Here is a 22235-nt window from a genome sequence, read left to right as displayed (position 1 = left end):
TAAAATCTCCTTTAACTACTGCGGTTCTTATTTTGCTACATAACGATTAAGTCTGTCTTCTAAACTTCCTTGTATGAAAGATAGAATGGTACACAAAATCCAATATAAAGCAGCCGCTTCCATGTAAAGTAGTAGAAATTCATAGTTTTTTGCAGCGATCTCTTGTGCTTTACGGAATAATTCCGTTACAAGAATGAGTGATGCAAGCGATGTATCTTTTAAAAGGCTAATGAACGTGTTGGATAATGGGGGAACGGATACACGCGCTGCTTGCGGCAAGACGATCCGCTTTAAAGCTTGGGTATATGACATCCCGATCGAATAGCCCGCTTCCCATTGCCCTTTAGGTATGGATAAAATGGCTGCTCTTATAATTTCCGAAGCGTATGCTCCAACACTTAATGAGAATCCGATTATAGCCGATATAAAAGGACTGATGGTAACACCTAAATTTGGAAGTCCATAGAAAATGATAAATAATTGCACAAGTAAAGGTGTCCCGCGGATGATTGACACATATACTCGCGCAATTATTTGAAAGATCCTAATGGAAGATAATCTAGCCAATGCTGTGAGTACAGCGAGAATAAGGCCGAGAACAAATGATATTAGCGTTAGTGGAATCGTATATTGAATAGCTCCCTCTATCATCGGATAGAGGGAGGTTTGAGCGATGGAAACAAGCTGGTTCATACGCTCGGGTTCGGTGAAAATATTACTTAGGAGAAACATCTTCACCGAACCATTTATCCGAGATTTTTGCGTACGTGCCGTCGTCTTTCATTGCTTTTAATGCTTTGTTTACTTCTTCCACTAATTTGCCGCTGTCTTTTCTGAACATTAAACCACTGGCGACTCCGCTTTCTTCCTCATCAGCGACTTTGATAGGTGCATCCGGATGTTGCTTTTTATAATCAAGGTACGACAATTTGTCATTGATTGTCGCATCTACACGTTTTGAACCAATAAGCTGTACAGATTGAGAAAATCCTTCAATACCGGTAACTTCAGCACCATGTGATTTGGCTAGATCATTGTAGTTACTTGTTAAAGATTGTGCAGAGGTCTTACCTTTCAAATCATCGAAGGATTTAATATCCGAATTATCTTTGTGTACAAGTAATACGGCTCCTGATTGAATATATGGGTCAGAGAAATCATATTTCTTTTGACGGTCTTCATCGATGCCCACTTGGTTTGCGATCATATCAAAACGTTTTGCATCCAATCCTGCAAACATGCCGTCCCATTGTGTTTCCTTGAATTCAGCTTTCACTCCAAGGCGTTTTGCCACTTCTTTAGCAATTTCAACATCAAACCCCGTTAGTTTATCTGAATCATCGTGGAATGTGAAAGGGGGGTATGTACCTTCTGTTCCAACAGTTAATACGCCGTCTTTTTTGACTTTATCATATAGACTTTCTTGTGAAGAAGATTTATTGTCGGTATCGTTTGCCTCATTTTTTGTATTGGTACCACAAGCGGTAAGTACAATCGTGAAAGCCAACAATAGCGATAAAAGTGCAACCATTTTTTTCATTTGGGTAAACCTCCTAGTAATCTGATAGGGATTGATACTCTGTGATACTATACAAGAAAAGGAAAAAAGTCAATGAAAATAACTTATATTATTAGTGTTAATGAAACTTGGTGAATTATACGGATTTTTCACGCATTGAAGTGAAATAATACTAAAACAAAGGTGTATTGTTATCCGAGGAAGGATTTTAAAGAAAGGGAAGGATCATTAAGAATCTAAGGGGAAAAAAGCCCCTCATCCACGTTGATTATTAGCTAAGTCGATGAGGGGCTTTTTTGGAATGTCCAGAACTATTGCAGAATTTTATTTAACTTAGTGTTTATCATGATTTTTATCCTCTACGCTGACGAAAATAGGGTTCGAATAGAACCAAAGGTCTTTATAGTTACGTTTGTTTATTTCTGAAAAACGCGTTTCGTTATCCTCGATTTCAGTCTTTGTATCGATCAGCGGTTCACCGTCAATCGTTTCTCCATAGACATTTTCCCCTAGATTCGTGCCACGCAAACGGAAATATTGATCCTTATTTGCTTTGACTTTGTAAGTGATGGTATGAAAACCATCGCGATCGGTTTTCCAGTCTTTATTTGTAAAGCGTTTAACTACTTTTGTAGTATCATTGGTGGATTTATTATAAGCAGGTGTTCCAGGCACTGCTTTCCCGGTTACTTCCCCGGAAATTAGGTCCACGTGATCCACCTTGACGGGATCCCCGTTGTTGTTCTTTTGGGGGCTCTTGAATCGGATGGTGATCTTGACCATCTGTCCTTCCTTCACTTTAAGGTCCCCGCCCATATCAACCTTGTTGTTTCCGTTTTTAGCTTGGAAATCAAGAGCATCGATCAAGTCACCAAAAACGGAGAAGGATTTACCTGAACGCATGCCATCAAGGACGGATTTTATTGATGAGCCATTTACCCATGTATAATTCTTGGAATATTCTCCTGGCCAGTAACCGCTGGAGTATAGGCGGTTTTCACTGATTTCAAAATGGGAGTCCGAATTGGAAAAATTCCAGAACTTACGACCTTCCCCAAGAAGCGCATCCCATGCGCCTCCTACCTTAGCAAGCATGTAATCGGAACCGCCATAGGTCCGGTTTTCCGGTGTTGTCAGATTTAAACCGCCTCTATCTGGCTCCATCTGGTTACCTGGCATACCTTCAAATCCGAACATGACATCCGGGGCGATATTGTTGAAGTCGCGAAAATCAGATATGTTGTATACCCTTTTTCTTGATGGGTGGTTCAATATGACATAACTTGTATTCTTATAATTTTTCTCAAGCCATGCCAATGCTGTTCGAGCATCCTCGGATGTCTTATTGGCTCTTTGATCCTGTGCTTTCCAGACAGCTACATCCGCAGGATCGAACATCTTTTCATCCTGGTTGGTGAACAGATATTCGAACTGATTGCCAGCTTTCAGACTTTTAGGTGAGCCCGGCTGATCTCCCAAAATGCCTATGCCGACATGCTCGTATGTGGGCATGTCCCATTCGAAGCCTGAAAAGATGACTTTATTTTTAAATTTGCCCTCTTTTTGCAGTTGTTCTATTTTCGGGGCTTGATATTGAATGATTCCCTGAGACAGCGGTATCGGCCCGCCTGGAATTAAATGTCCCTCATCATTCCTTGAAGACATTCTCAAATGGTCGGAAATTCCCATCCAATCCATGCCATACTTATCAAATGCGTTATTTAGCAAGCTTTCAAGGCTCTGTGATCCCTCGGTATCATCGGACTGAGTGGTATGGGCATGATATTCCCCCTTCATCCATCTGCCTCCCGGATTTTTCTGATTGTCTTCTGCATCTTTTGCAGCAACCGCGACCGGAAGACCCTGAAAAAGGATGGCTATGCTTAGAACCGATACTGTGAAAGACCTGAACTTATTAATCATCTTACCGACACCCTCCATATATTGAAATAATGTTGAACAAGCTAATTTTATTGTAAAAATGTTAAGAATCCGTTTGGGGTGAGTATGGTTTATGTAAATGAAATGACCGGTTTGCTTCCATTATATGTTTTTGGGGAGGTGACAGTGGTTTGGAAGTTGAAAGGGAAAGAAGGGGGAGGGGCTGAAACAAAAAAGGTTGTAGAGAAAGTTTTCTTTCTCTACAACCTGCGGCGACTATTTTTATTTAGCTTCGAGTAGATTGATATGATCTACAGTTTGATCTTCACCGACAATGAATTGCAGTTCATAATTTCCTGTCTTGTAAATGTAGTTGATTTCATTCGTACTGGAAATATGGCGTATTTCGTCAGCACTGCCGAGTTGTTTCCCTAAAACTTTAGGTGTGATGCTTCCCAGATTATGGTCCCGTTCTACATTTGTCCCAAAATATCGGATTTGTGAGATGGTCTTGTCATCGTTATAGGCAAATGCAAATCCTGGATGCCCCATTTCTGCATGGTAATAGACAAAAGTTTCATCTGTGTTACCTGGTTCAGGGGGAGAACCAAATGTCTCATATACTTCTTTTTGGGTGTTTTCATTAATTTTCAAACCCATGGCAGTATAAGGCATTTCTCCTGAAAAAGCTTTGTTGTAAATTTTAGATAAGGTGGTAAGAGCGTGTTCCTTAGCTATTCCGGAAGCGGAATCCAATGTGGATGCAGCTTCAACCGGCTCTGTTGAAAACGATGCACCTGCCCCTAAAAGAGAACCGGTTAAAATAACAGCACTGACCATTCTGGCCGCTGGTTTTTTAGACAACATTTCTTATCCCTCCTATATCATTACTTTTCCACAATTTCCTAACATGAAACATTTTCTTGAAGATCAATTGGATTGATTATGGTGGAGCATCAGGGAATTTATAAGCTGCATCTGCGGCAACGGCTTCCGGTTTTCCAACTTTCTCAATCACTTGTTCGACAAGTGGCTCTAAGATTTGACTGTCATGTGTATTTCCAGGTGCTACAATCGTTCCCAATACAAAACTTTTGCGGTCTGCGGCACCAGTTGATTTAAAGTAATCATTTCAAGTTGATCTCTAGAATCATGTTTAGCAAGCATCTTCATCACCTCAAGTTTAAATAACTCTATTTTAAAACAATAAAGAATAGGCAAAAGGGTTCTATCTAAAATTTAAAACTAAGTTAATTGGAGCGGAAGGTGCGAGACTCCTGCGGGGAAAGCGAGTGCCTGGAGCGGAAATCAACGTCCAAATTGTACAAGCAATAAAAAAACTGTAGGCAAACTCGATTTTTATCGAGTTTGCCTACAGTCTGGTGCTACACCATGAATGAAACACCCTTTGAAAATGAAGTGATTAATCCCAAACGCTTATTCTAGGAACTCCAGCAGTTCTTAAATAGTCCAATAATTGACCAGTATGTACAGACTCATGATAAGCAATTCTTAGCAACATGTCTCCTAAATCCCTGATATAGCCTATATTAGAGCGATCGATTTTAATATTGGATAAGTCGTCTTTGCTGAAGGATATGATCGTTTCCAAAAAATCACGCCTGTAAGGTTCGGCAAAGTTTAATTCCGCTTCAACAGAGATGAGTGGCTGTTTTTCAAATGGTGATTCATAAACTGGTAAGCTACCCTGATTTTTAATAGATAAATGATAGTAATGCTCACTATCAAGGACATGTCTAACCATTTCTAAACAGCTCATTGCCTTGTCGTCTGGTTTCCAATGAACTATGCCTTTAGGTATTGAAGTCCATAGTTTAATGTTTCTTCTTCTAACCTCTTCCAGATTTAAGATGATTAGTTCTATCGATTTCATAATTCTCTCCCCTTTTAGCAGGTATACACACACTATAGCACGAATGAATGCTGAAAATATGGAATACTTTTGAAAATATAGAAAATTCAATGATTAATTTGAGGTAGTGAATTTATGGCGTATTCCTTCTATTATTTATAGTACCGCTCCTGTTTAATTCAATTTAGATAACCGTATGCTATGCCAGTTTTTACTGGTTGCCATTTTTAACCTGATCCCTAATATCAAGTGATTGGGGTTTTAAAGAAAGGCTGATGAGACTACCTGGAAAATGCCTATAATTCGTGTAGAATTTACAGGCGATTTCATTCCCTAGTTTTGTATGAAGGAACACATGATTCATATATTAATCCTAATATTACTTATTTGTAATAGACAGAGCTAAAAACAGATTGTATTTTTTCTTAATCTATCTTCTTATTTACGCTAATAGGCGGCAGGAGGATCCTTTTAAACTAGTGATTGAATTAGAATGTCATCATGATAAATTAAAACCGGTTTAAACCCAAGGTCTTTAAACTTTTGTAATGCTTCAGGGTTATTTTTGTTCACAAAACCGGACACTACAAGGATCCTTTTTTCTCTCACATAAGCTACTAATTCTGGTAAAAGGGATTGCAGAATTCCTTTTCCTCTATATTTTTTATCAAGGACTATATAATTAATATGAGCCACTTTATATAAGTAAAGATTATAACAAAGAAACCCCACTACTTTACCTTTATCATTACAAATTACAAGTACCTTATGTGACTTTTGCAAAATTTCATTCACTTTATTAGACGAAACCCGAAAATTACTTACCGTAATATCCGTTAATTTCTTGATGTCTTTTTTAGGTTTCCATTCTCGAAAATACATCATAACTTCTCCTTTAGCTCTATTAGATATAACAGCTATTCACCAGAAATATATAGCTGGTACATGTAAATACATAACCAAAATTCAGAAAACAGTAGTCAACATGGAATCCCTTTAGAATAGTCCAAAGGGATTCCATGTTAATCTCAAAAAAGCAACCTTCTAATTTTCAAATTCCTTGTTAGAAGTGGGTTGCTTGATGGAAGTAGGTTCCTTAATTGAAGTACCTCTATTATTGTTTAATAAATTTTGTAAGACTCTTCTCAAGGCAGACCTGAGGCTGCTATTGCCAGTTCCAGAATTACCAGTTCCAGAATTAACAGTTCTTCTTAGCTTTTTGTTTGACACTGCAATCATCCCTTTGTTTTATAAATTTACACATTACTAATTTATGTGTAATATTCCTTTTTGCTTGGACAAGTTCACCAATTGTTGCACGCGTATGTTATGTAATCCTGATACCAATTAATGTAATAATATGGTACGATTGTGAAGTGGTTCACAAAAAAGGGCTAAACTAGTTATCATGCGATCTATTTAAAAGAAAGCGGGTTGGTTATATGCTGAAGAAAGTGGTTTTAGCTGGCGGGACTGGTTTTGTCGGTCAATACTTTGAAAAGCATTTCAGGAATTTGGGGTATGAGGTAAGGATCATCTCCAGGCAAACCCCGCATACTGGCTGGGAAGATAAAGAAGGAATAAGGGAAACGATCGATAATTCGGATATGTTAATCAACCTAGCAGGAAAAACGGTCAATTGCCGCTACAATGCTAAGAATAAGAAAGAAATATTGGATTCACGAACTGATACGACTGAAGCGCTAGGTGAGGCGATTGAACAATGTGAAAATCCTCCTTCATTATGGATAAACTCAAGTACGGCAACGATATACAGGCATGCTGAAGATAAACCAATGACGGAGGAGGATGGTGTAATCGGTTCAGGCTTTTCCGTTGATGTTGCGAAAGCGTGGGAGCGCTCATTTTTCGATTTCCGATTACCCAAGACGAGACAAATTGCTTTACGGATCGCTATTGTATTGGGAGATGGGGGCGTGATGACCCCATATAGGAATTTGGTTAAATTCGGACTGGGTGGCCATCAAGGATCAGGAAATCAGAAATTCAGTTGGATACATATAGAAGATTTATTTAACATTGTCCTTTTTCTGAGAAAGAATCAGGAGTTGAGCGGGGTATTCAATTGTTCATCGCCGCAACCAGTTACAAATCGTGAATTGATGGCTCATTTGAGAAAGCTCATGAATATTAGGATAGGGCTTCCCTGTCCAACACCGATGCTTGAAATGGGGGCTTTCTTTATGGGGACTGAAACGGAATTGATATTAAAAAGCCGGTGGGTCATACCTGAGAGATTGGAAAAGGCGGGGTATGCATTTAAATTCCATCATCTTGATGAGGCTCTGGAACAGATACTGATGAATTCTTAAAATACTCGAGATTAATTGCTATAATGATAGATAGAAAATCATTAATGGAGGGGAATCGTAGAATGAATATGACTCCATCTGAAAAAGTCGGAAGATTCACAACAGGGATATTTTCAGAGTTGGCGGCCCGCAAGCAGGATGCAATGAAACGAGGAATGGATGTTATCGATTTGAGTGTAGGAAGTCCGGATTTACCACCACCTGATTTTGTTATGGATACGCTTGTGAAGTATGCGCAGGATCCCAATTCCTACGGGTATACGTTAAAAGGTACGCCTGAATTCCATGAGGCAGTCCGTTATTTTTATCGGAAGCGTTATGGAGTGGAGCTGGATGCAGAAAGGGAAGTCCTCCAACTGATGGGATCGCAGGATGGCCTTGCACACTTGGCAATCGCGATGATAAACCCTGGAGATTATGTGCTGGTGCCAGATCCGGGATATCCAATTTATGAAGCAAGTGTAGAGCTTGCCGGCGGAATCATTCATCCGATGCCGCTTACTGCCGAAAATGGATTCCTGCCGCAGCTCAACGGAATTCCGGATGAAATAGTGAAAAAGACCAAAATGATGATTATCAGTTATCCAGGAAATCCTGTCACGGCCCTTGCTGATGAAGCTTTCTTTACGGAAGTCATATCATTTGCGAAAAAGAACCAGATTATGGTGGTTCACGATTTTGCTTATTCAGAGTTGATTTTTGATGATCATCCGCAAATTAGTTTTATGTCCATTCCTGGTGCCAAGGAAGTGGGGATTGAATTTAACTCACTTTCCAAAACTTTTAATATGGCCGGCTGCCGCATTGGGTATGCGGTGGGCAATCGAGAGGCGCTGAACATCCTGGGAACATTGAAATCACATATCGATTATGGGGTTTTTTATCCCATCCAAAAAGCTGCCGAGATGGCACTTACTTCCAATCTCACGCTGCTGTCCGAACAGGTTAAGGAATACCAGTCCCGACGTGATGCCTTGATATCAGGTCTAGCGGAAGGGGGATGGCATGTGCCGAAAACCTCTGCTACCATGTTTATTTGGGCTCAGATTCCTGCTGGCTGGAAATCACGGGATTTTGCCTATGCATTGATTGAAAAAGCAGGGGTTACGGTCGTCCCAGGTGATGCTTTTGGGAAGCAGGGTGAAGGGTATGTTCGGTTGGCCTTAGTCCAGCCGGCCGAGAGATTGACAGAAGCTGCTGAACGGATCCGATTATTTTTGGAGGAAAAAATTGGGGTGTGAAAAATCTATTATTCAATATTTTCAAGTTATAAGAACGCTCGATCACGGATCGAACGTTCTTTTTTTGTTTTCCCCGCTTATTTATTTTTCGTGACTTTATTTTAAAATGAAACAGGTAGACAATGCAGCAAGTATCATTAAGGCATTTGCGAACGTTGAACAAAAATAACCTCATGGGATAATGCCCCGCCGATATGCCGAAAGTTGGAAAAAGAAAATAGCATACCAGCCTCAAACTTTGATGGGCTGTGACTCTTTTACGGGAAATGAATTAATGGTCTTATTCTCTAAATGGTATCCGAATTGGGATGATAATTGGTTGGGTAATATGGTGGATAATTTCGAGATACCTATGAATAAGAAGTATGGAAAATTATCACAGGGGAATCAACAGAAGTTACTAGCGTCTCTGACCTTGTCCAGAAATGCCTAACTATTGATTCTGGATGAACCGACTGCACATATGGATATCGTCTCAAAACGGAAGTATACGAACTTTTTGATTGAGTGGATGGAGAGGGAAGAAAAGACGATTTTCATTTCCACTCATCAAATGGAGGATATTCGCAGGCTTGCCGATTACCTGATATTTATAAACCGGGGGCAAATGGTAGGAGAGTTCGAAAAAGACAAATTGGCCAGCAGTATAAACGGTTTTGGCTGGCAAAGGACTTGCCGTCAGTATCCATTCCGGGGGAGATTGAGAGAAAAGGTTTGCGGACGGTGACTACCAATTCACCTATAGAGGCAGAAGCTTATTTTCTAAAGGAAGGAATCAACTGGCACTCTGAGGAGTATGTAGAACTTGAGGAAGTTGTTACTTACTTGTTAGAGTGAGGCACTCTCTAGTGTTTTAAAATACTACTTTGAAGTTTAAGAGAAGGTCCATCCTCAGATGGGCTTTTTTATGTTTATGGGAAACTAGAGTGATAGATTATAAAATGGAATTTCCGAACGTAAAAAGGACAAGCCGCATAATATATAGCAAGTCCGCAACCATCTTCAATGAAGCGGACTTAATTTGATAGAGAGGGGGAAAAGCAATGATCAACTGGAAAGTGCGTCTTAAGAATCCTACGTTTATATTCACGGTACTCCTTCCTGGGCTTTTATTATTGGCGCAGATGGTTGCCGCGTTCATAAACAATTTCATTACCCCTATAGGCTTTACGATTACTGATGATGCATTGAACGGGGCTTTAGGCATCATTAACTTCATAGCGCTTACATTCTTTGGGGTCGGCGGTGTGGTCGATCATACTACTAAAGGTCTAAGCGACAGTGAGAATGCTCGACAATACAAGGATCCTAAGTAAAGTAATGGGCACTATTCTTTCATCTATTGAAGAGTAGAATATACCAGATAACACCGTACTAGTTACAAAACGGTGTTATCTGGTTATTTGTTTTTTTGCAGAGATGATGATGGACGAATTAAAAATGATTTTTGGTCTGAAAACCGAAATGCAACATACATTTAAAATTGTGGTTCATTTTCAGTTTGGGGAGGAAAAAGGATGAGTTATAGTTTACCAGTTTCAAAATGGCTTGCAGCCATAGTTTTAATCGGAGCATTATTGACGGCATTCATATTCAGTCCGGCTAATGCTTCAGCCTCTATTAATTATGGTGATGAAGTTGCCGCTTTGGCAAAGAAGCAGGTGGGAAGCAAATATAAATATGGGGGGACGACACCAAAAGGATTTGATGCTAGCGGTCTTACCCAGTATGTATATAAAAATGCCGCCACAGAAATGAAGATTCCAAGAACGAGTGCGGAACAGTATAAAACCGGAAAGGCCGTGAACCAAAAAGATTTAAAAGCGGGAGATTTGGTCTTCTATGCGACAGGTAAGAAAGGGCAGGTCTCTTTTGTGGGAATCTATTATGGAAATGGTACATTTGTCGGGACCACCACCAAAGGGGTCAAGGTGGTCAAAATGAGTGATAAGTATTGGAAAGAAAAATATATAGGTGCAAAACGAGTCATTAAGTAGTAATCTGATGTTCATATGAAAAAACTCCAGCAAAAAAAAGAGCATCGAAAAACCGATGCTCTTTTTGCTAGTCATATCCGGGGGTCATTTCATTCAATGATGATATCCGTTAAAACAACATTGCCATTACGAACCTTTACCACGGCCACTGAAGGATTGGCCAATGCATCCTTCTCCATTTCCTTTGCCTTTTCTTCGGATGCGAAATAATTGTCCAGACCGTATCTGATCTGAATAGTTTCAGTATTTTGCAGCTCATATGGGATTTCCAATTCCCCTTTTAGGTAAACGCCTTTGGTGGGTTTTTCTTTCGTTACGTATTCAACATCGTATAGTCCATCAGTGTTTTGTTTTAAACGTACATATACCTTTTTATAATCACCCATATTTCTTGTATTGAACTCGGTTTTAATCGAGTCATCGACTTGTGATGGCTTAACGGATTCAATTTCGTATTTCAAAGCTACATAGCTGCCCCTAAACAAGTCAGTCGGATCGACCGGGGCTGTTTTGATCTTGATTACATCTCCTGTCATTGTTGTCCAGACCGGAGGAATCGCCAAGACTAACAGAATCAAGACTGGAATGGAAAATACGATGAGTGGACGGAATGATGGATTACTCATTGAGTTCCCCTCCTTTTTTTCGTTGATTTTCAAAGAAGAAGCCAAAACCGATAAGCATGATTCCGCCGATGATGAATGTAAGCGATTTTGGCAGGAAGTCAAAGGAGTAGATGTAATATCTGAAAATCAGTGCACATATTATCACGATGCTGGTCAAACTGCCTTTTAGGATGAGATACAGCAGAAAAACGAAATAAGCTAAAGGAAACCAGATTGAAAAATCAAAGGTAAGGAAGAGTGCAGTAATACCATGTAAGATGTGCCCTTGTATGTGGGTGATGTTTTGTAATTTGGCTCTTACCGGAATATAGGCAAGCACGATTCCCAGCACAAACAGAATGGAAAGCACAATCGTATTCGAATTTTCAAAACCGGCCTTCGGCACGAATTCCATTAGAAATAAGGCGATTGTATTGATGGCTAAAGCATTAATGAAAAAGGTCAGATATTTAGGGTAATCGAATTTCTTTAACAGAATGTATAAAGCCGGTAGAAATACAAGAATGGCAAGCGGATAAGATGTTTCATCAACGAATATACTTCCGTTAATATAAATGAAAAGCAGGAAAGATGTAAAAAGGAGGATGAAGACATCCTTTAAATAGTATCCGATGAGTACCGTTCCGATTGCCCATAATAAAAAGGAACTGTTGAAATTGATGCTAATGTTAAACATCTGCTCGATTAGAAAAATCCCTGCACCAAAAATCAGAATACCTGCATAATGCAAACTTCGTGACGTTTTGGGAAAGCGTACCTGCACTTTCACGCCAGCAAAGTTCACTCCGATGAGGCATGCAATGATAAGCAGGAATTTAACCGCTTTACTTAAATAGATCCAGTTACTGGCTACGAAGGTCAATACGCCTAAACCTAAAAGAAGTGCCCCAATGGATAACAGAATAGTGATGAAGCTCAAATTACCTTTTACATCATAGGAACCTAACATCCTCACTTTCTCTTGCTGGGAGATGACTCCTTCTTTTTCAAGGTAATTAAATTCATGTTCAAGAAACTCGAATTGCTTTTTCGTTATTTCTTTGTTGGCCAAAGTAACTCCCCCTTCCATATTTTACTATTATACATCGTATTCTCTTGTAGCTTTGAATATAATGTTAATTTTCTTCTACCCTAATTGGAATGTATGTAAGACCCAAAAAATATTTTTAGTACCTTGCAATAAACAGTACCATGTGGTAAATTATTTACATAAGATGTATTGTTCGATGTTCAGTACTGTTTATTAAACTATACTAAAAGACTCTTGGAAGGAGTGATGGTGCTATGAATGTACAATTTAAGAAGGGTGTCCTGGAACTGTGTGTACTGGTCTTATTGGATAAGCAGGATCGTTATGGCTATGAACTTGTACAGAAGATTTCGGATCAAATTGAGATATCTGAAGGGTCTGTATATCCACTTTTACGACGATTGACGAAGGAAGAGTATTTTACGACTTATTTGCAAGAATCAACAGAAGGGCCTCCGCGCAAGTATTATAAGTTAACCGACAAAGGCCGGAGATACCTTCAAGAGCTGCTGACGGAATGGAATGAATTTTCCAATGGGGTCAACCAATTAATCAAGGAAGGTGTGAACCAATGAATAAAGAACAGTTTTTAAAACAATTGAATGCCTCTTTAACCAGACTTTCCTTAGAGGAACGGGAAGATATCCTCCAAGATTATGAAGAGTATTTCGAAATTGGAATGGAAAAAGGGAAGTCAGAGCAGGAAATCTCAACATCCCTTGGGAATCCTAAACAGATTTCCAAGGAGCTGATGGCAACCTATCATCTTGGCCAGGTCGAACAAACGACTTCTGCCGCTAATGTAATGCGGGCAGTTTGGGCAGTCATTGGTTTGGGATTCTTTAATTTAGTGATCGTTTTGGGTCCATTTATAGCATTGATCGGAGTTGTCATTGCAGGATGGGCTTCGGCGATAGCATTCATTCTAGCTCCGTTTGGCGTTTTGTTTAACCTTGCGATAGGTAACTTTCAATTATTCGATCTTTTCTTCGCATTGGGGCTATGCGGGATTGGCATTTTCATTGCCATGGGAATGTTTGTCGCTACGAGTGCTTTAACTAAAGGATTCATCCGCTATTTAAAATTTAACGCTTCCCTTGTGAAAGGCGGTTTGAAAAATGATTAATGTAAAAAAATTATCGATCATTGCACTTGTATTGTTATTGATTGGAGTAATAGGTAGTCTGTTTACGTTTTCCCAAGTGACGAATAAGGAAACGACTACAGAGGAAAAAACGATTTCGGAGATCGTGACGGACATTCAGATCGACACTGACAATGCAGCTGTAGAGATCGTTCCAACGAAAGATAAGGAGACCAGGATAGAGTTGGTTTCAAAAGGGATGGATGTTTCCAAGTTGGATTTCACTGCAGTTGTGGAAGGGAAGAAGCTTTCGGTACAATTAAAAGATCGACGTACTTTTAGCTTTGGTTTTCATATTCAATCCTTACATTTAAAGGTGTATGTGCCTGATGAATCTTATAAATCCTTTGTCGTCGAATCTGATAATGGAAAATTGCAAATATCAGGATTGAAAAGTGAAGATCTAAATGTGAAATCTCAAAATGGCCGGGTAGAATTAAATGATATAATAACCGAAAAAGTTGAAGTGAAATCTGCTAACGGAAAAGTAGATCTTAATAATGTAGAGGGAAAACTGGTTGGGTCATCGAATAACGGTAAAATCACATTGGTCACGAAAGACTTGGATAGGGAGATCGACTTCGAAAGTGATAATGGTAAAATCATGATTAAAACGGAGAATGAACCGACAAATACAACTTTCGATGTTCATGTTGACAATGGGAGAGTAGACATCCTTGGTAAGTATGAGGGCAATACTGTCATTGGAAAAGGTGAAAATCTAGTTAAATTGGAAACGAATAATGGAAAAATCGAGATAACGAAATAGTCGTGAGGCATGAAAAAGTCGATCCAATTGGGGTCGGCTTTTTCAGTTATAAGGCCATTTTATCTTCATATACAGAAGCCAATATTTGTTGGAACAAAGTACTGATCGGCAGGACAGGAATAGACGAGTTTCCAATAATAGAGAAGATGTTGGTGATTCTTCCGTTTTTCATTTTATCATAGCGTGGGTATTTTACTAGAAGCGGTCCCCCTTCTAAGGAAATAATGAAAAACATTTAAAGTTTTTCCTTTTAAATGTTTTGGAATTATAATATGGAAAGGATAATTATGTTAAAAGTAATGAATGAACCGTGTAAGTCCGCCATCAAATCTAAGGAAAAGATTTTAATGAAATTGACTTCAAAAGTATGGGGGCTGTAGAATGAAATTCAATAAATTGTCATTAGATATATTTAAACGTACGATCTTCACTCGCAAGAAAAGGGAAAAGGACTATTTGAAGAAAGGATTCGAAGAGCAAAAAAAGGTTTTTAATATCGTGGAAAGTTCAAAGGATATTATCTACTGCTACGAATCAAGTCCAAGTTCCAAGTTCAGGTATCTAAGTCCATCCATCAATACTCTTTTAGGTCAAGGCGTCTTGGAAGAAGCATACAATGACCCTTTCTCGCCTTTTGAAAGGATTCATCCTGATGACTTTGAAATCCTAAATGAAAAGATATACGTTGGGATTGATTATACTAAGCCGGTCATTCAACGCTGGAGAGATATCGAGGGGAATTATTTGTGGTTCGAGGAATATGCTACACCTATATATGAAAAAGAGCAATTGGTAGCCGTTCAAGGAATCATTCGGAATATCGATGAAAGAGTGAGATTCTTACAGGGTATTGAATATCAAATGTCCCATGACCCATTAACGAATATCCATAATCGACAGTTTTTCGATAATATTTCTGCGAAATCCAATCTGGATTTTGACACTCCGGTTGCCATGATATTGTGTGATTTAGATGAGCTGAAATTTATGAATGATACGTATGGCCATAAGAAGGGGGATGAATTGATTAAAGAAGCGGCCAATCTATTGAAACGGATTTTTTCGGACATCGCTGTTGTATCAAGAGTGGGAGGAGATGAGTTTGCCATTCTGCTGATTGATAGAAGCAAGCGAGAAGTTGAATCTCTTTGTGAATTATTAAAGGAAGAAATCCTTCTGCAAAACTCCCTAAATAAAGGTCCTCATATCAGTATGTCATTCGGGCATGCTTACCGTTCGCATTCCAAAGGGAATATGGATAGCTTATTCATGGAAGCGGATCAAAAAATGTTTCAAGATAAACGGCGAAGAAAAGAACAGAAACTCGTTCGGGCAGGTAGATGAACGATATGGGATACAATAAGATAGGGCGAGACTACCATTCCTCACTATCAGAATGGTTGATTCCTGGATTGTTTAATGGAATTTTGAATTTAAGGAAATTCCATTAGATTGGCGGGAGTCGTTTCAACTAAAAGTATTCGGAGTCGTTCCGCTGTATGAATGATGAATAGAAGCAATGGAATTTTGTATTACAGCATGGCGAACCCAAATTATTAGTTTGCATATGGAAGGTAAGTGGACGGAAATAGTTATGTAAGCTTTTCATTATGAATGTTAAAAGGGGGAGCCCAGTGTCATACTGGGCTTTTATTTATATATATATATTTAGGTACACGAAATAAATCATTCGCTTATTTTAACCAATTTTAGTAAACTGGCAATAACTATTTTAATTAGAAGGTGAAGGGATATGAGGGAAACCTTAGTGGATGATCGGGTAAGAGGGACTGATAAAATCTGGACACGTGATTTCATCATGATCTGTTTGGCAAATATGTGCATCTTCATGGGGTTTCAAATGACGATGCCGACCCTCCCGCTGTTTGTAGAACAGCTTGGCGGTGACGACCGCCTGGTGGGGGCTGTCCTTGGTATCTTCACTTTTTCGGCCTTGCTTGTTCGGCCAATTGCCGGCAGGTTATTGGAGACGAAGGGAAGGCGCATCGTTTTTCTTGCCGGGTTAGCCATTTTTGCATTGTCGGTGGGTTCCTTCGGTTTTATGGGGAGCATCGGCTTGTTATTCATGATGCGGATTGTACAGGGCGTCGGCTGGGGATTCTCTTCAACGGCTTCAGGGACGATTGCTTCCGATATAATCCCTGCGAAACGGCGTGGTGAGGGGATGGGGTATTACGGATTATCGGGTAACTTAGCACTGGCGTTCGGGCCATCATTGGGTCTTTTTCTAGTTACGGTCCTTCCTTTTCAAGAGTTGTTTTTGATCTGCTCATTATTAGGATTGTTTGCCATCATTGCAGCATCACTTATCCGGTATCAAAAAGCGGAAAGTGATCCTTCGGCGGCTGTCAGAGCCAAAAGGTTTGATATATATGAAAAAAGTGCCCTTCAGCCATCTTTGCTCATTTTCTTCATCTCCGTTACATTCGGTGGAATTGCAACCTTCCTTCCCCTGTATACAGCGGAAAAAGGTGTAGATGGAATTCAGTGGTACTTTTTAGTATATGCAATGGCCCTTATGGTCACGAGATTATTCGCGGGTCGATTATATGACCGAAGGGGACATCGAGCCATATTCGTGCCTTCAACAGTACTTATCATGGCTGGGATGCTGCTGCTTGCGTGGATGCCGAGTGAAACGGTCCTTTACATTGCGGCAGTGCTATATGGATTTGGATTCGGTTCTGTCCAGCCAACGCTGCAGGCATGGTCGATTGAAAAGACGGCACCTAATCGGAAGGCGATGGCGAATGCAACATACTTTTCATTTTTCGATCTTGGAGTGGGCATAGGTGCCATCGTGTTCGGGCAGATAGGCTTCCTCTTCGGCTATAGGAGCATCTATATCACGGCAGCAGCCTCGATTTTCATATCAATGATTGTTTATTTATGCATAATCAGGAGCGAGGATAAAGTAAAATTAATGGAAAGACGTTGAATGGCTTCAATGGAAGTCATTCTTTTTTTTGAGTCAGGAGGAACAACACTGGCTTCGTTGTTTCATATGCATAGCATCCTAAATATTTAAAAAATGGAAAAACTTTGTTATTACCGAAAAGAGATTATACATAAGATGATAGAAGGTCTATTTGAAGGAAGGGGAATCTTGGGATGAATGATTCTTCAAACGAAGAAATGACATTAGAAAGAAGGAAGCGTATTTTCCAAGAAGAGCTGGATGTTTTATTGGAAAGGCGGCTCATTCCTAAATCAGAATATATCCGGATTAGCAGGGCATATAATCGGCATTTCCAATTAGCCCTCCATAAACAAAAGCGCTTAGAGCATGAAAAAAAGAAGTCCATCCGAGCACATGAAACGATTATCGGTGAAAGTGCCGAGATGAAGGTTCAAGATAGGCTGATTGAAGAATCTTCATTGAAATTACGGGAATCTGGTAAATCGAAAGAATCGATAATGAAGAATGAGAAGGCCGGGTATGATCCTATTGAATCCGTTTTGGAGGATAGTCTTGAACCTGTCAAGGAGATCACTGATAGGAAACCGGTTATTGAACAGCAGGCCATCAAGCGGGAGAAACCGGTAAAACCGACAAAGCCGAAGAAAACACCTGAGCAAATCAGGGAACGGAATATCTCTGTCATCCTGCTCACTGGGGTCATATTGCTTCTGTTTGGAGGGTTGATTTTAGCAACCTCTTCATGGGGGGATCTAAATGCGGTCCTGAAAGTTTTCTTCATTGGAATGGTATCCGTCATTTTTACAGGGATGGCCTTCATCGCTTCGAAGCTGAAAATTAAACAGACCGCTTTTGCATTCCTGACGCTAGCGGGTTTATTCATTCCGATTACGATTTTATCAGCTTCATATTATCGGATTTTTGGAGAGTACCTTTCACTTAATGGTGGGGGGCGAGGGCTTCTGGGTTTTCTTGGAGGGTTACTTTGCTTATCCATTTATTGTAAGATTGCTGACTACTTTAAGTCGAAAATATTCATTTTCATTTCGATATTCACGTTCGGCATTACCTGCTATTTCGGATTGGCTTTTGTGACGCCGACTATCGAGTGGATGTTTTGGGCGATTGGCATTCTTAATTTAATACTATTATGGAATATTGAGCAATTGAAAAATCAAAAAGCATTAACGTTATTTAAACCATTCATTTTTCAATTCATCCAGTTTAAGATCATCGTGGAAGCCTTTGTGATACTGACGTTATTTTCAAGTAACTTGGTGTATTCGCTAACGTTGATGGTCTTTTCCGTTTTGTTTTTAATTTTTTCGGTCAAATTCCAAAAAAAATATTATGAAATGGCTTTTAGCGCCGTATTCACGTATGGATATATCCATTTTATTTTTAACTCATTTTTAAGTGAGTACATGATCATTGCTTTTGCATTTGTACCAATCATTTTTACTGTGCTATCGAAATATCTGGCTAAATCCAAAATGACTAAGCTTTCCAAGAACTTCATGTTCACCAGTTTGATTGAGAGCGGGATCGTTTTCTTATATAGTAATGCGATGGTGTACCAGGAGAACTATGCGCAAATATTCATCGCGCTCATGATAGTATCCGCTCAGCTTGTCTATGTTTCCCTTCATTCGAGAAATTCAAGCTTCACGTACCCAGCTGTGGTTGTTTTCGACTTAGCGTTCCTATATCTTTTCTTTGCCTTGCCAGTCTCTTTTTCTACCATATTAAATCTGTTTTTTGTTGTACAGGTCATTCAATATCTTGGAGTCTATATATATAACCGTCACCCAAGGTATAGCCTGTTTAAGAAGAGTATCTTACTTATCTCCCCAATGATCATGTTAGTGATACTGACCAGTAAATTCAGCGAAATGGATTGGCTTGCAGTTAGTGCAGAGCTCGCCATGATCTCTGGGCTCTTCTTCATCACATATATAAAAGACGAATCAAAGCATATGAAGGAAAAAGCCATATACGGATTTCCAATCACTTTCGTACTGGCTTTGGTTGCTTTCTATCCATATTTGTTGGAGAGTTTAGAGTGGGTCCGATCAAATATAATGTTCAGCGTCTATTTAATGGGGGTTTCACTGATTTCCATCGGTGCAGCTTACACATTTAAAAAGGGATATCATAAATTCTTTCCTGTTTTTGCATGTAGCGGACAGATTCTTTCCTTCCTTTCCTTGATATCGATTCCATTCGATTCACTGAATCCTTTGGAGGCAAGCGGAGCCATTGCCATAGCTACTGTAATAAACGGCTGGTCCGTCCATATACATCGGAAGCACATATTCTGGGTGCCTGTCGTGATTACAAGTGCCGGCCTATATGCTTCACTCTACGATGTTTTTGATTTTGGTTCAATGGTGTTGAAGATTGCGTTTGTGCTGCTAGGTCCTATTATCTTTTTCCTTTTAGGAGAATGGCTTGGGAAATATTCGAAAAATGGGAAATTGTACTTTCAATATACTAGTCACCTTGCCAATTTACTGGCGATTCCCGTTGGATATTTGCTTATTGTTTATTCGGAAAGTTCACCGTTCCTATATGTTGCACAACTGTTGATTTATATTTTGAGTGCTTTAAGGGCACATGTGAAATGGGAAAAATACGTCTTTACGTACCTAGGGTTTTCAGCCCTTTTCCTGCAGGCCCATTTATTTTTAACAAACGTGGGGCAAATGGCATTCATTACATCAATATGCATGATGATAACAGCAGGACTCATAACCATTCTGTGGTCGGTTTCCAATAAGAATTGGAAAGGCATAATGGAGTATTATCTTATTCCATTCATTCATTTAGGAATAAGCATATCTATATTGGAAACTGCAATCCGGGATTTTCCGCTTAACAGGGAATTGGTCTGGGTAGGAGTGATGACTGTACAGATCTTGTTTGCCTGGTATCTGCTCATGAAAAGGAATTGGCGGAACTATGTTGTGGTTCCTCTAAGTCTGGCGTTCATCTTCTATAATATGTATGTAAATATATTACCTTTGGTTATGGCAATTATCGTATTGCTTGTATGTATGGCTGTGATGGTGATGGCTAGCAGACGCCATTTCAAAGGATTGCTCAACCAAGAGGGAACGAAGAGAGTCATTGATTATTATCGGATTTTTGGCTTGTTATATCTGTGTACTCTGAATCTGGAAGTGTTTATGAGCGATACAGGTTCTGCGATTTTGGGGATATTTGTTACCCTGCTGTTACCTAGCTACTTCATCCTTATGGGAAGATTCACGATCTATAAGAAAGAAAAAAGCATTTACTCGGGAATAGCGGCCATCATCGGCATTTTCCCATTCATCAATATCATAGACTATGCCCATACACTCCCAATCGTCACGAGTTTGGCAGTTCTTTTTGGCTGTATGGTAGGAATGTTGTTGTTAAGCAGGCTGTATTCCAGCGGGTTACTCAAGAAAAATGGATCTGGCATCATCAACTTTGATCCTTTCAGGATCTATGGTTTATTCTTTTTGATCGATATGAATGTGGAGGTTTTTAATGATGCTAAGTATCAGTTACTCCAAGTCTTTGTTTCGCTTCTGTTAACCGCTTATTTCATTTTCCTGAGAAGCTTGACAGCGGAAAAGCTAGAAAGGAAAATCTATTCCAATATTGCTGCACTAGTCAGTCTGTATCCCTTCTTAATCATCGTGGGCTATGCCGACAGTTTATCGGTTGTAATGGGATTGATATTCCTTTTCGGCTGTATGTCAGGGATGCTGCTTTTAAGCCGGCGTTATTTCGATGGTTTAATCAAAAAGGAAGAAACAGGTATTAACATTGATGCATACAGGATATATGGCCTGCTGTTTTTACTGGCCATGAATCGGGGAATTCCAGTAACTGAAACATTGACCCAGTTACTCGAAGTTTTTGTATCACTCTTGATCACGGTATACTTCATCTTGATTGGAAGTTTCACAAAGGATGTAAAAGAAAAAGGCATCTACGTTTGGCTGACGGGAGTTCTCAGTTTGTATCCGTATTGGACCATCATCATGTACGCGGACACATTACAGCCTTTCGTTGGAGCGGCAGTCCTTTTTGGGTGTATGGCCATAATGGTACTGCTAAGCAGGAAATTCTTTAAAGGATTGCTTGATAAGGGCGGGGCAGTACTTCAATTGGATTTTTACAGAGTCTATGGTCTGCTGTTTCTTCTTGCCATGAATATGGATGTTTTGACGGGGGGACCAGCACATTTCATTTTGGAAATCTTCGTGGCACTTCTGATTCCGGCCTATTTCATTTTGATGAGAAGCATCACTACAGGCATGTTGGAAAGAAGATCCCAGTTGGCTGCAGCAATATTGTTCAGTCTATATCCGTATTGGGTCATTGTCGATCAGCTCACGATACCTCCTGTACTTGAGGAAGAGGTGAATATTCTGCCGCTGTTCATTGTCAGCACCACTCTGATGAGGAAAATCTTTGTTAAAGGAAAAATCACACAATATATCGAGAGTGGTATTGTTTTCCTCTTATTTTTAGCCTTGATTATTGATGCAATGGCAGGTAACACCTTATATGATGCCCTCATTATCGGCACGGTTTCATTGGCAGCAATGCTCTTTGGATTCATGATGAAATACAAATCCTATTTCATCGCTGGAACTGGGACCATTTTATTCAATGTCTATATGAATACCAATTCGATGTGGGGCGAGATGCCATGGTGGCTGTATTTAATCATCGGCGGAGGTCTGCTTATCGGAATTGCATCTTTCTTTGAATGGAAAAAACAAAAAGACAACCGGACATCGAAGGAGGTACTTGAGAAAAATAAACAAAGGATCAAGAATTGGTTCAATCGGTGGAATTAATTAATCGTTAATTCACTGT

At 39.6% G+C, this 22235-nt stretch carries 20 protein-coding genes and 1 pseudogene; 11 read left to right on the top strand and 10 right to left on the bottom strand.

The window, feature by feature from the left end:
* Positions 1-27: 27 nt before the first annotated feature.
* From BS1321_RS09045 to BS1321_RS09020, 7 genes and pseudogenes are all read right to left on the bottom strand, one after another.
* Positions 28-732, bottom strand: a complete 705-nt coding sequence (locus BS1321_RS09045) for an amino acid ABC transporter permease (protein WP_063234778.1) — start codon at positions 730-732, stop codon at positions 28-30.
* On the bottom strand, positions 716-1540 hold the full coding sequence (locus tag BS1321_RS09040) for an amino acid ABC transporter substrate-binding protein (RefSeq protein WP_063234779.1): 825 nt from the start codon (positions 1538-1540) through the stop codon (positions 716-718). Before BS1321_RS09040 ends, BS1321_RS09045 begins: the two co-directional genes overlap by 17 nt.
* A 312-nt stretch (positions 1541-1852) precedes the next feature.
* Positions 1853-3442: a PHP domain-containing protein gene (locus BS1321_RS09035; RefSeq protein ID WP_063234780.1), complete on the bottom strand. Its 1590-nt coding sequence runs from the start codon at positions 3440-3442 to the stop codon at positions 1853-1855.
* Positions 3443-3682: 240 nt separating this feature from the next.
* Positions 3683-4267 (bottom strand): YjgB family protein, encoded by a 585-nt coding sequence (locus BS1321_RS09030; RefSeq protein WP_063234781.1) that lies wholly within the window; start codon positions 4265-4267, stop codon positions 3683-3685.
* Between the two features lie 91 nt (positions 4268-4358).
* Positions 4359-4508 (bottom strand): annotated as a pseudogene (locus BS1321_RS27450) (IS5/IS1182 family transposase); the annotation flags it as partial.
* 315 nt (positions 4509-4823) lie between these two features.
* Positions 4824-5294: a DinB family protein gene (locus BS1321_RS09025; RefSeq protein WP_063234782.1), complete on the bottom strand. Its 471-nt coding sequence runs from the start codon at positions 5292-5294 to the stop codon at positions 4824-4826.
* 450 nt (positions 5295-5744) lie between these two features.
* Positions 5745-6155, bottom strand: coding sequence for a GNAT family N-acetyltransferase (locus BS1321_RS09020; RefSeq protein ID WP_063234783.1), 411 nt, complete (start codon positions 6153-6155; stop codon positions 5745-5747).
* 560 nt (positions 6156-6715) lie between these two features.
* Here BS1321_RS09020 and BS1321_RS09010 point away from each other — a divergent pair.
* The 5 genes from BS1321_RS09010 to BS1321_RS08985 all read left to right on the top strand — a co-directional run bounded on the left by BS1321_RS09010 (position 6716) and on the right by BS1321_RS08985 (position 10844).
* Positions 6716-7606 carry a TIGR01777 family oxidoreductase gene (locus BS1321_RS09010; RefSeq protein ID WP_063234785.1) on the top strand — a complete coding sequence of 297 codons (891 nt, stop codon included), beginning with the start codon at positions 6716-6718 and terminating at the stop codon, positions 7604-7606.
* A gap of 62 nt (positions 7607-7668) precedes the next feature.
* A complete protein-coding gene (locus BS1321_RS09005) occupies positions 7669-8847 on the top strand; it encodes an LL-diaminopimelate aminotransferase (protein ID WP_063234786.1) in 1179 nt (392 codons plus the stop codon).
* 436 nt (positions 8848-9283) lie between these two features.
* Positions 9284-9574, top strand: a complete 291-nt coding sequence (locus BS1321_RS08995) for an ATP-binding cassette domain-containing protein (RefSeq protein ID WP_094246598.1) — start codon at positions 9284-9286, stop codon at positions 9572-9574.
* 316 nt (positions 9575-9890) lie between these two features.
* The gene (locus tag BS1321_RS08990) at positions 9891-10163 is read left to right on the top strand and encodes a phage holin (protein ID WP_063234789.1); all 273 of its coding nucleotides are present in this window, start codon (positions 9891-9893) and stop codon (positions 10161-10163) included.
* 201 nt (positions 10164-10364) lie between these two features.
* Entirely contained in the window at positions 10365-10844 is a 480-nt protein-coding gene (locus BS1321_RS08985) for a C40 family peptidase (RefSeq protein ID WP_063234790.1), read from the top strand.
* Between the two features lie 89 nt (positions 10845-10933).
* On the opposite strand, the gene BS1321_RS08980 is transcribed toward BS1321_RS08985, so the two are convergent.
* Entirely contained in the window at positions 10934-11470 is a 537-nt protein-coding gene (locus BS1321_RS08980; protein WP_063234791.1) for a GDYXXLXY domain-containing protein, read from the bottom strand.
* Positions 11463-12521, bottom strand: coding sequence for a DUF2157 domain-containing protein (locus BS1321_RS08975; protein ID WP_063234792.1), 1059 nt, complete (start codon positions 12519-12521; stop codon positions 11463-11465). The genes BS1321_RS08980 and BS1321_RS08975 overlap by 8 nt, the downstream gene beginning before the upstream one ends.
* Positions 12522-12754: 233 nt before the next feature.
* Here BS1321_RS08975 and BS1321_RS08970 point away from each other — a divergent pair, with 233 nt between their 5' ends.
* From BS1321_RS08970 to BS1321_RS08960, 3 genes are read left to right on the top strand one after another with little or no spacing between them, the layout of a single operon-like run.
* The gene (locus BS1321_RS08970) at positions 12755-13075 is read left to right on the top strand and encodes a PadR family transcriptional regulator (RefSeq protein ID WP_061461705.1); all 321 of its coding nucleotides are present in this window, start codon (positions 12755-12757) and stop codon (positions 13073-13075) included.
* The gene (locus BS1321_RS08965) at positions 13072-13626 is read left to right on the top strand and encodes a DUF1700 domain-containing protein (protein WP_063234793.1); all 555 of its coding nucleotides are present in this window, start codon (positions 13072-13074) and stop codon (positions 13624-13626) included. The genes BS1321_RS08970 and BS1321_RS08965 overlap by 4 nt, the downstream gene beginning before the upstream one ends.
* Positions 13619-14413, top strand: a complete 795-nt coding sequence (locus BS1321_RS08960; protein WP_063234794.1) for a DUF4097 family beta strand repeat-containing protein — start codon at positions 13619-13621, stop codon at positions 14411-14413. Before BS1321_RS08965 ends, BS1321_RS08960 begins: the two co-directional genes overlap by 8 nt.
* 46 nt (positions 14414-14459) lie before the next feature.
* On the opposite strand, the gene BS1321_RS08955 is transcribed toward BS1321_RS08960, so the two are convergent.
* Positions 14460-14648, bottom strand: a complete 189-nt coding sequence (locus BS1321_RS08955; protein WP_063234795.1) for a hypothetical protein — start codon at positions 14646-14648, stop codon at positions 14460-14462.
* A 146-nt stretch (positions 14649-14794) separates the two neighbouring features.
* Between BS1321_RS08955 and BS1321_RS08950 the strand changes: the two genes are divergently transcribed.
* The 3 genes from BS1321_RS08950 to BS1321_RS08940 all read left to right on the top strand — a co-directional run bounded on the left by BS1321_RS08950 (position 14795) and on the right by BS1321_RS08940 (position 22216).
* Positions 14795-15757, top strand: coding sequence for a sensor domain-containing diguanylate cyclase (locus BS1321_RS08950; RefSeq protein ID WP_063234796.1), 963 nt, complete (start codon positions 14795-14797; stop codon positions 15755-15757).
* A gap of 409 nt (positions 15758-16166) precedes the next feature.
* Positions 16167-17372: an MFS transporter gene (locus BS1321_RS08945; RefSeq protein WP_063234797.1), complete on the top strand. Its 1206-nt coding sequence runs from the start codon at positions 16167-16169 to the stop codon at positions 17370-17372.
* Between the two features lie 173 nt (positions 17373-17545).
* Positions 17546-22216 carry a hypothetical protein gene (locus BS1321_RS08940; RefSeq protein WP_063234798.1) on the top strand — a complete coding sequence of 1557 codons (4671 nt, stop codon included), beginning with the start codon at positions 17546-17548 and terminating at the stop codon, positions 22214-22216.
* Positions 22217-22235: the final 19 nt, after the last annotated feature.

Source organism: Peribacillus simplex NBRC 15720 = DSM 1321 (genome assembly GCF_002243645.1).
GTDB classification, from domain to species: domain Bacteria; phylum Bacillota; class Bacilli; order Bacillales; family DSM-1321; genus Peribacillus; species Peribacillus simplex.
The sequence above is the reverse complement of the archived record's forward strand: the minus strand, read 5'-3'. Positions and strand labels throughout refer to the sequence as shown.

Bases quoted from the DNA above. Each gene is read 5' to 3' on its own strand.
- BS1321_RS09010 (WP_063234785.1), top strand. From the start codon at position 6,716: ATGCTGAAGAAAGTGGTTTTAGCTGGCGGGACTGGTTTTGTCGGTCAA.
- BS1321_RS08960 (WP_063234794.1), top strand. From the start codon at position 13,619: ATGATTAATGTAAAAAAATTATCGATCATTGCACTTGTATTGTTATTG.
- BS1321_RS08970 (WP_061461705.1), top strand. From the start codon at position 12,755: ATGAATGTACAATTTAAGAAGGGTGTCCTGGAACTGTGTGTACTGGTC.
- BS1321_RS08945 (WP_063234797.1), top strand. From the start codon at position 16,167: ATGAGGGAAACCTTAGTGGATGATCGGGTAAGAGGGACTGATAAAATC.
- BS1321_RS08955 (WP_063234795.1), bottom strand. From the start codon at position 14,648: ATGTTTTTCATTATTTCCTTAGAAGGGGGACCGCTTCTAGTAAAATAC.
- BS1321_RS09035 (WP_063234780.1), bottom strand. From the start codon at position 3,442: ATGATTAATAAGTTCAGGTCTTTCACAGTATCGGTTCTAAGCATAGCC.
- BS1321_RS08940 (WP_063234798.1), top strand. From the start codon at position 17,546: ATGAATGATTCTTCAAACGAAGAAATGACATTAGAAAGAAGGAAGCGT.
- BS1321_RS09045 (WP_063234778.1), bottom strand. From the start codon at position 732: ATGTTTCTCCTAAGTAATATTTTCACCGAACCCGAGCGTATGAACCAG.
- BS1321_RS08990 (WP_063234789.1), top strand. From the start codon at position 9,891: ATGATCAACTGGAAAGTGCGTCTTAAGAATCCTACGTTTATATTCACG.
- BS1321_RS09030 (WP_063234781.1), bottom strand. From the start codon at position 4,267: ATGTTGTCTAAAAAACCAGCGGCCAGAATGGTCAGTGCTGTTATTTTA.
- BS1321_RS08985 (WP_063234790.1), top strand. From the start codon at position 10,365: ATGAGTTATAGTTTACCAGTTTCAAAATGGCTTGCAGCCATAGTTTTA.
- BS1321_RS08950 (WP_063234796.1), top strand. From the start codon at position 14,795: ATGAAATTCAATAAATTGTCATTAGATATATTTAAACGTACGATCTTC.
- BS1321_RS09005 (WP_063234786.1), top strand. From the start codon at position 7,669: ATGAATATGACTCCATCTGAAAAAGTCGGAAGATTCACAACAGGGATA.
- BS1321_RS08965 (WP_063234793.1), top strand. From the start codon at position 13,072: ATGAATAAAGAACAGTTTTTAAAACAATTGAATGCCTCTTTAACCAGA.
- BS1321_RS09040 (WP_063234779.1), bottom strand. From the start codon at position 1,540: ATGAAAAAAATGGTTGCACTTTTATCGCTATTGTTGGCTTTCACGATT.
- BS1321_RS09020 (WP_063234783.1), bottom strand. From the start codon at position 6,155: ATGTATTTTCGAGAATGGAAACCTAAAAAAGACATCAAGAAATTAACG.
- BS1321_RS08980 (WP_063234791.1), bottom strand. From the start codon at position 11,470: ATGAGTAATCCATCATTCCGTCCACTCATCGTATTTTCCATTCCAGTC.
- BS1321_RS09025 (WP_063234782.1), bottom strand. From the start codon at position 5,294: ATGAAATCGATAGAACTAATCATCTTAAATCTGGAAGAGGTTAGAAGA.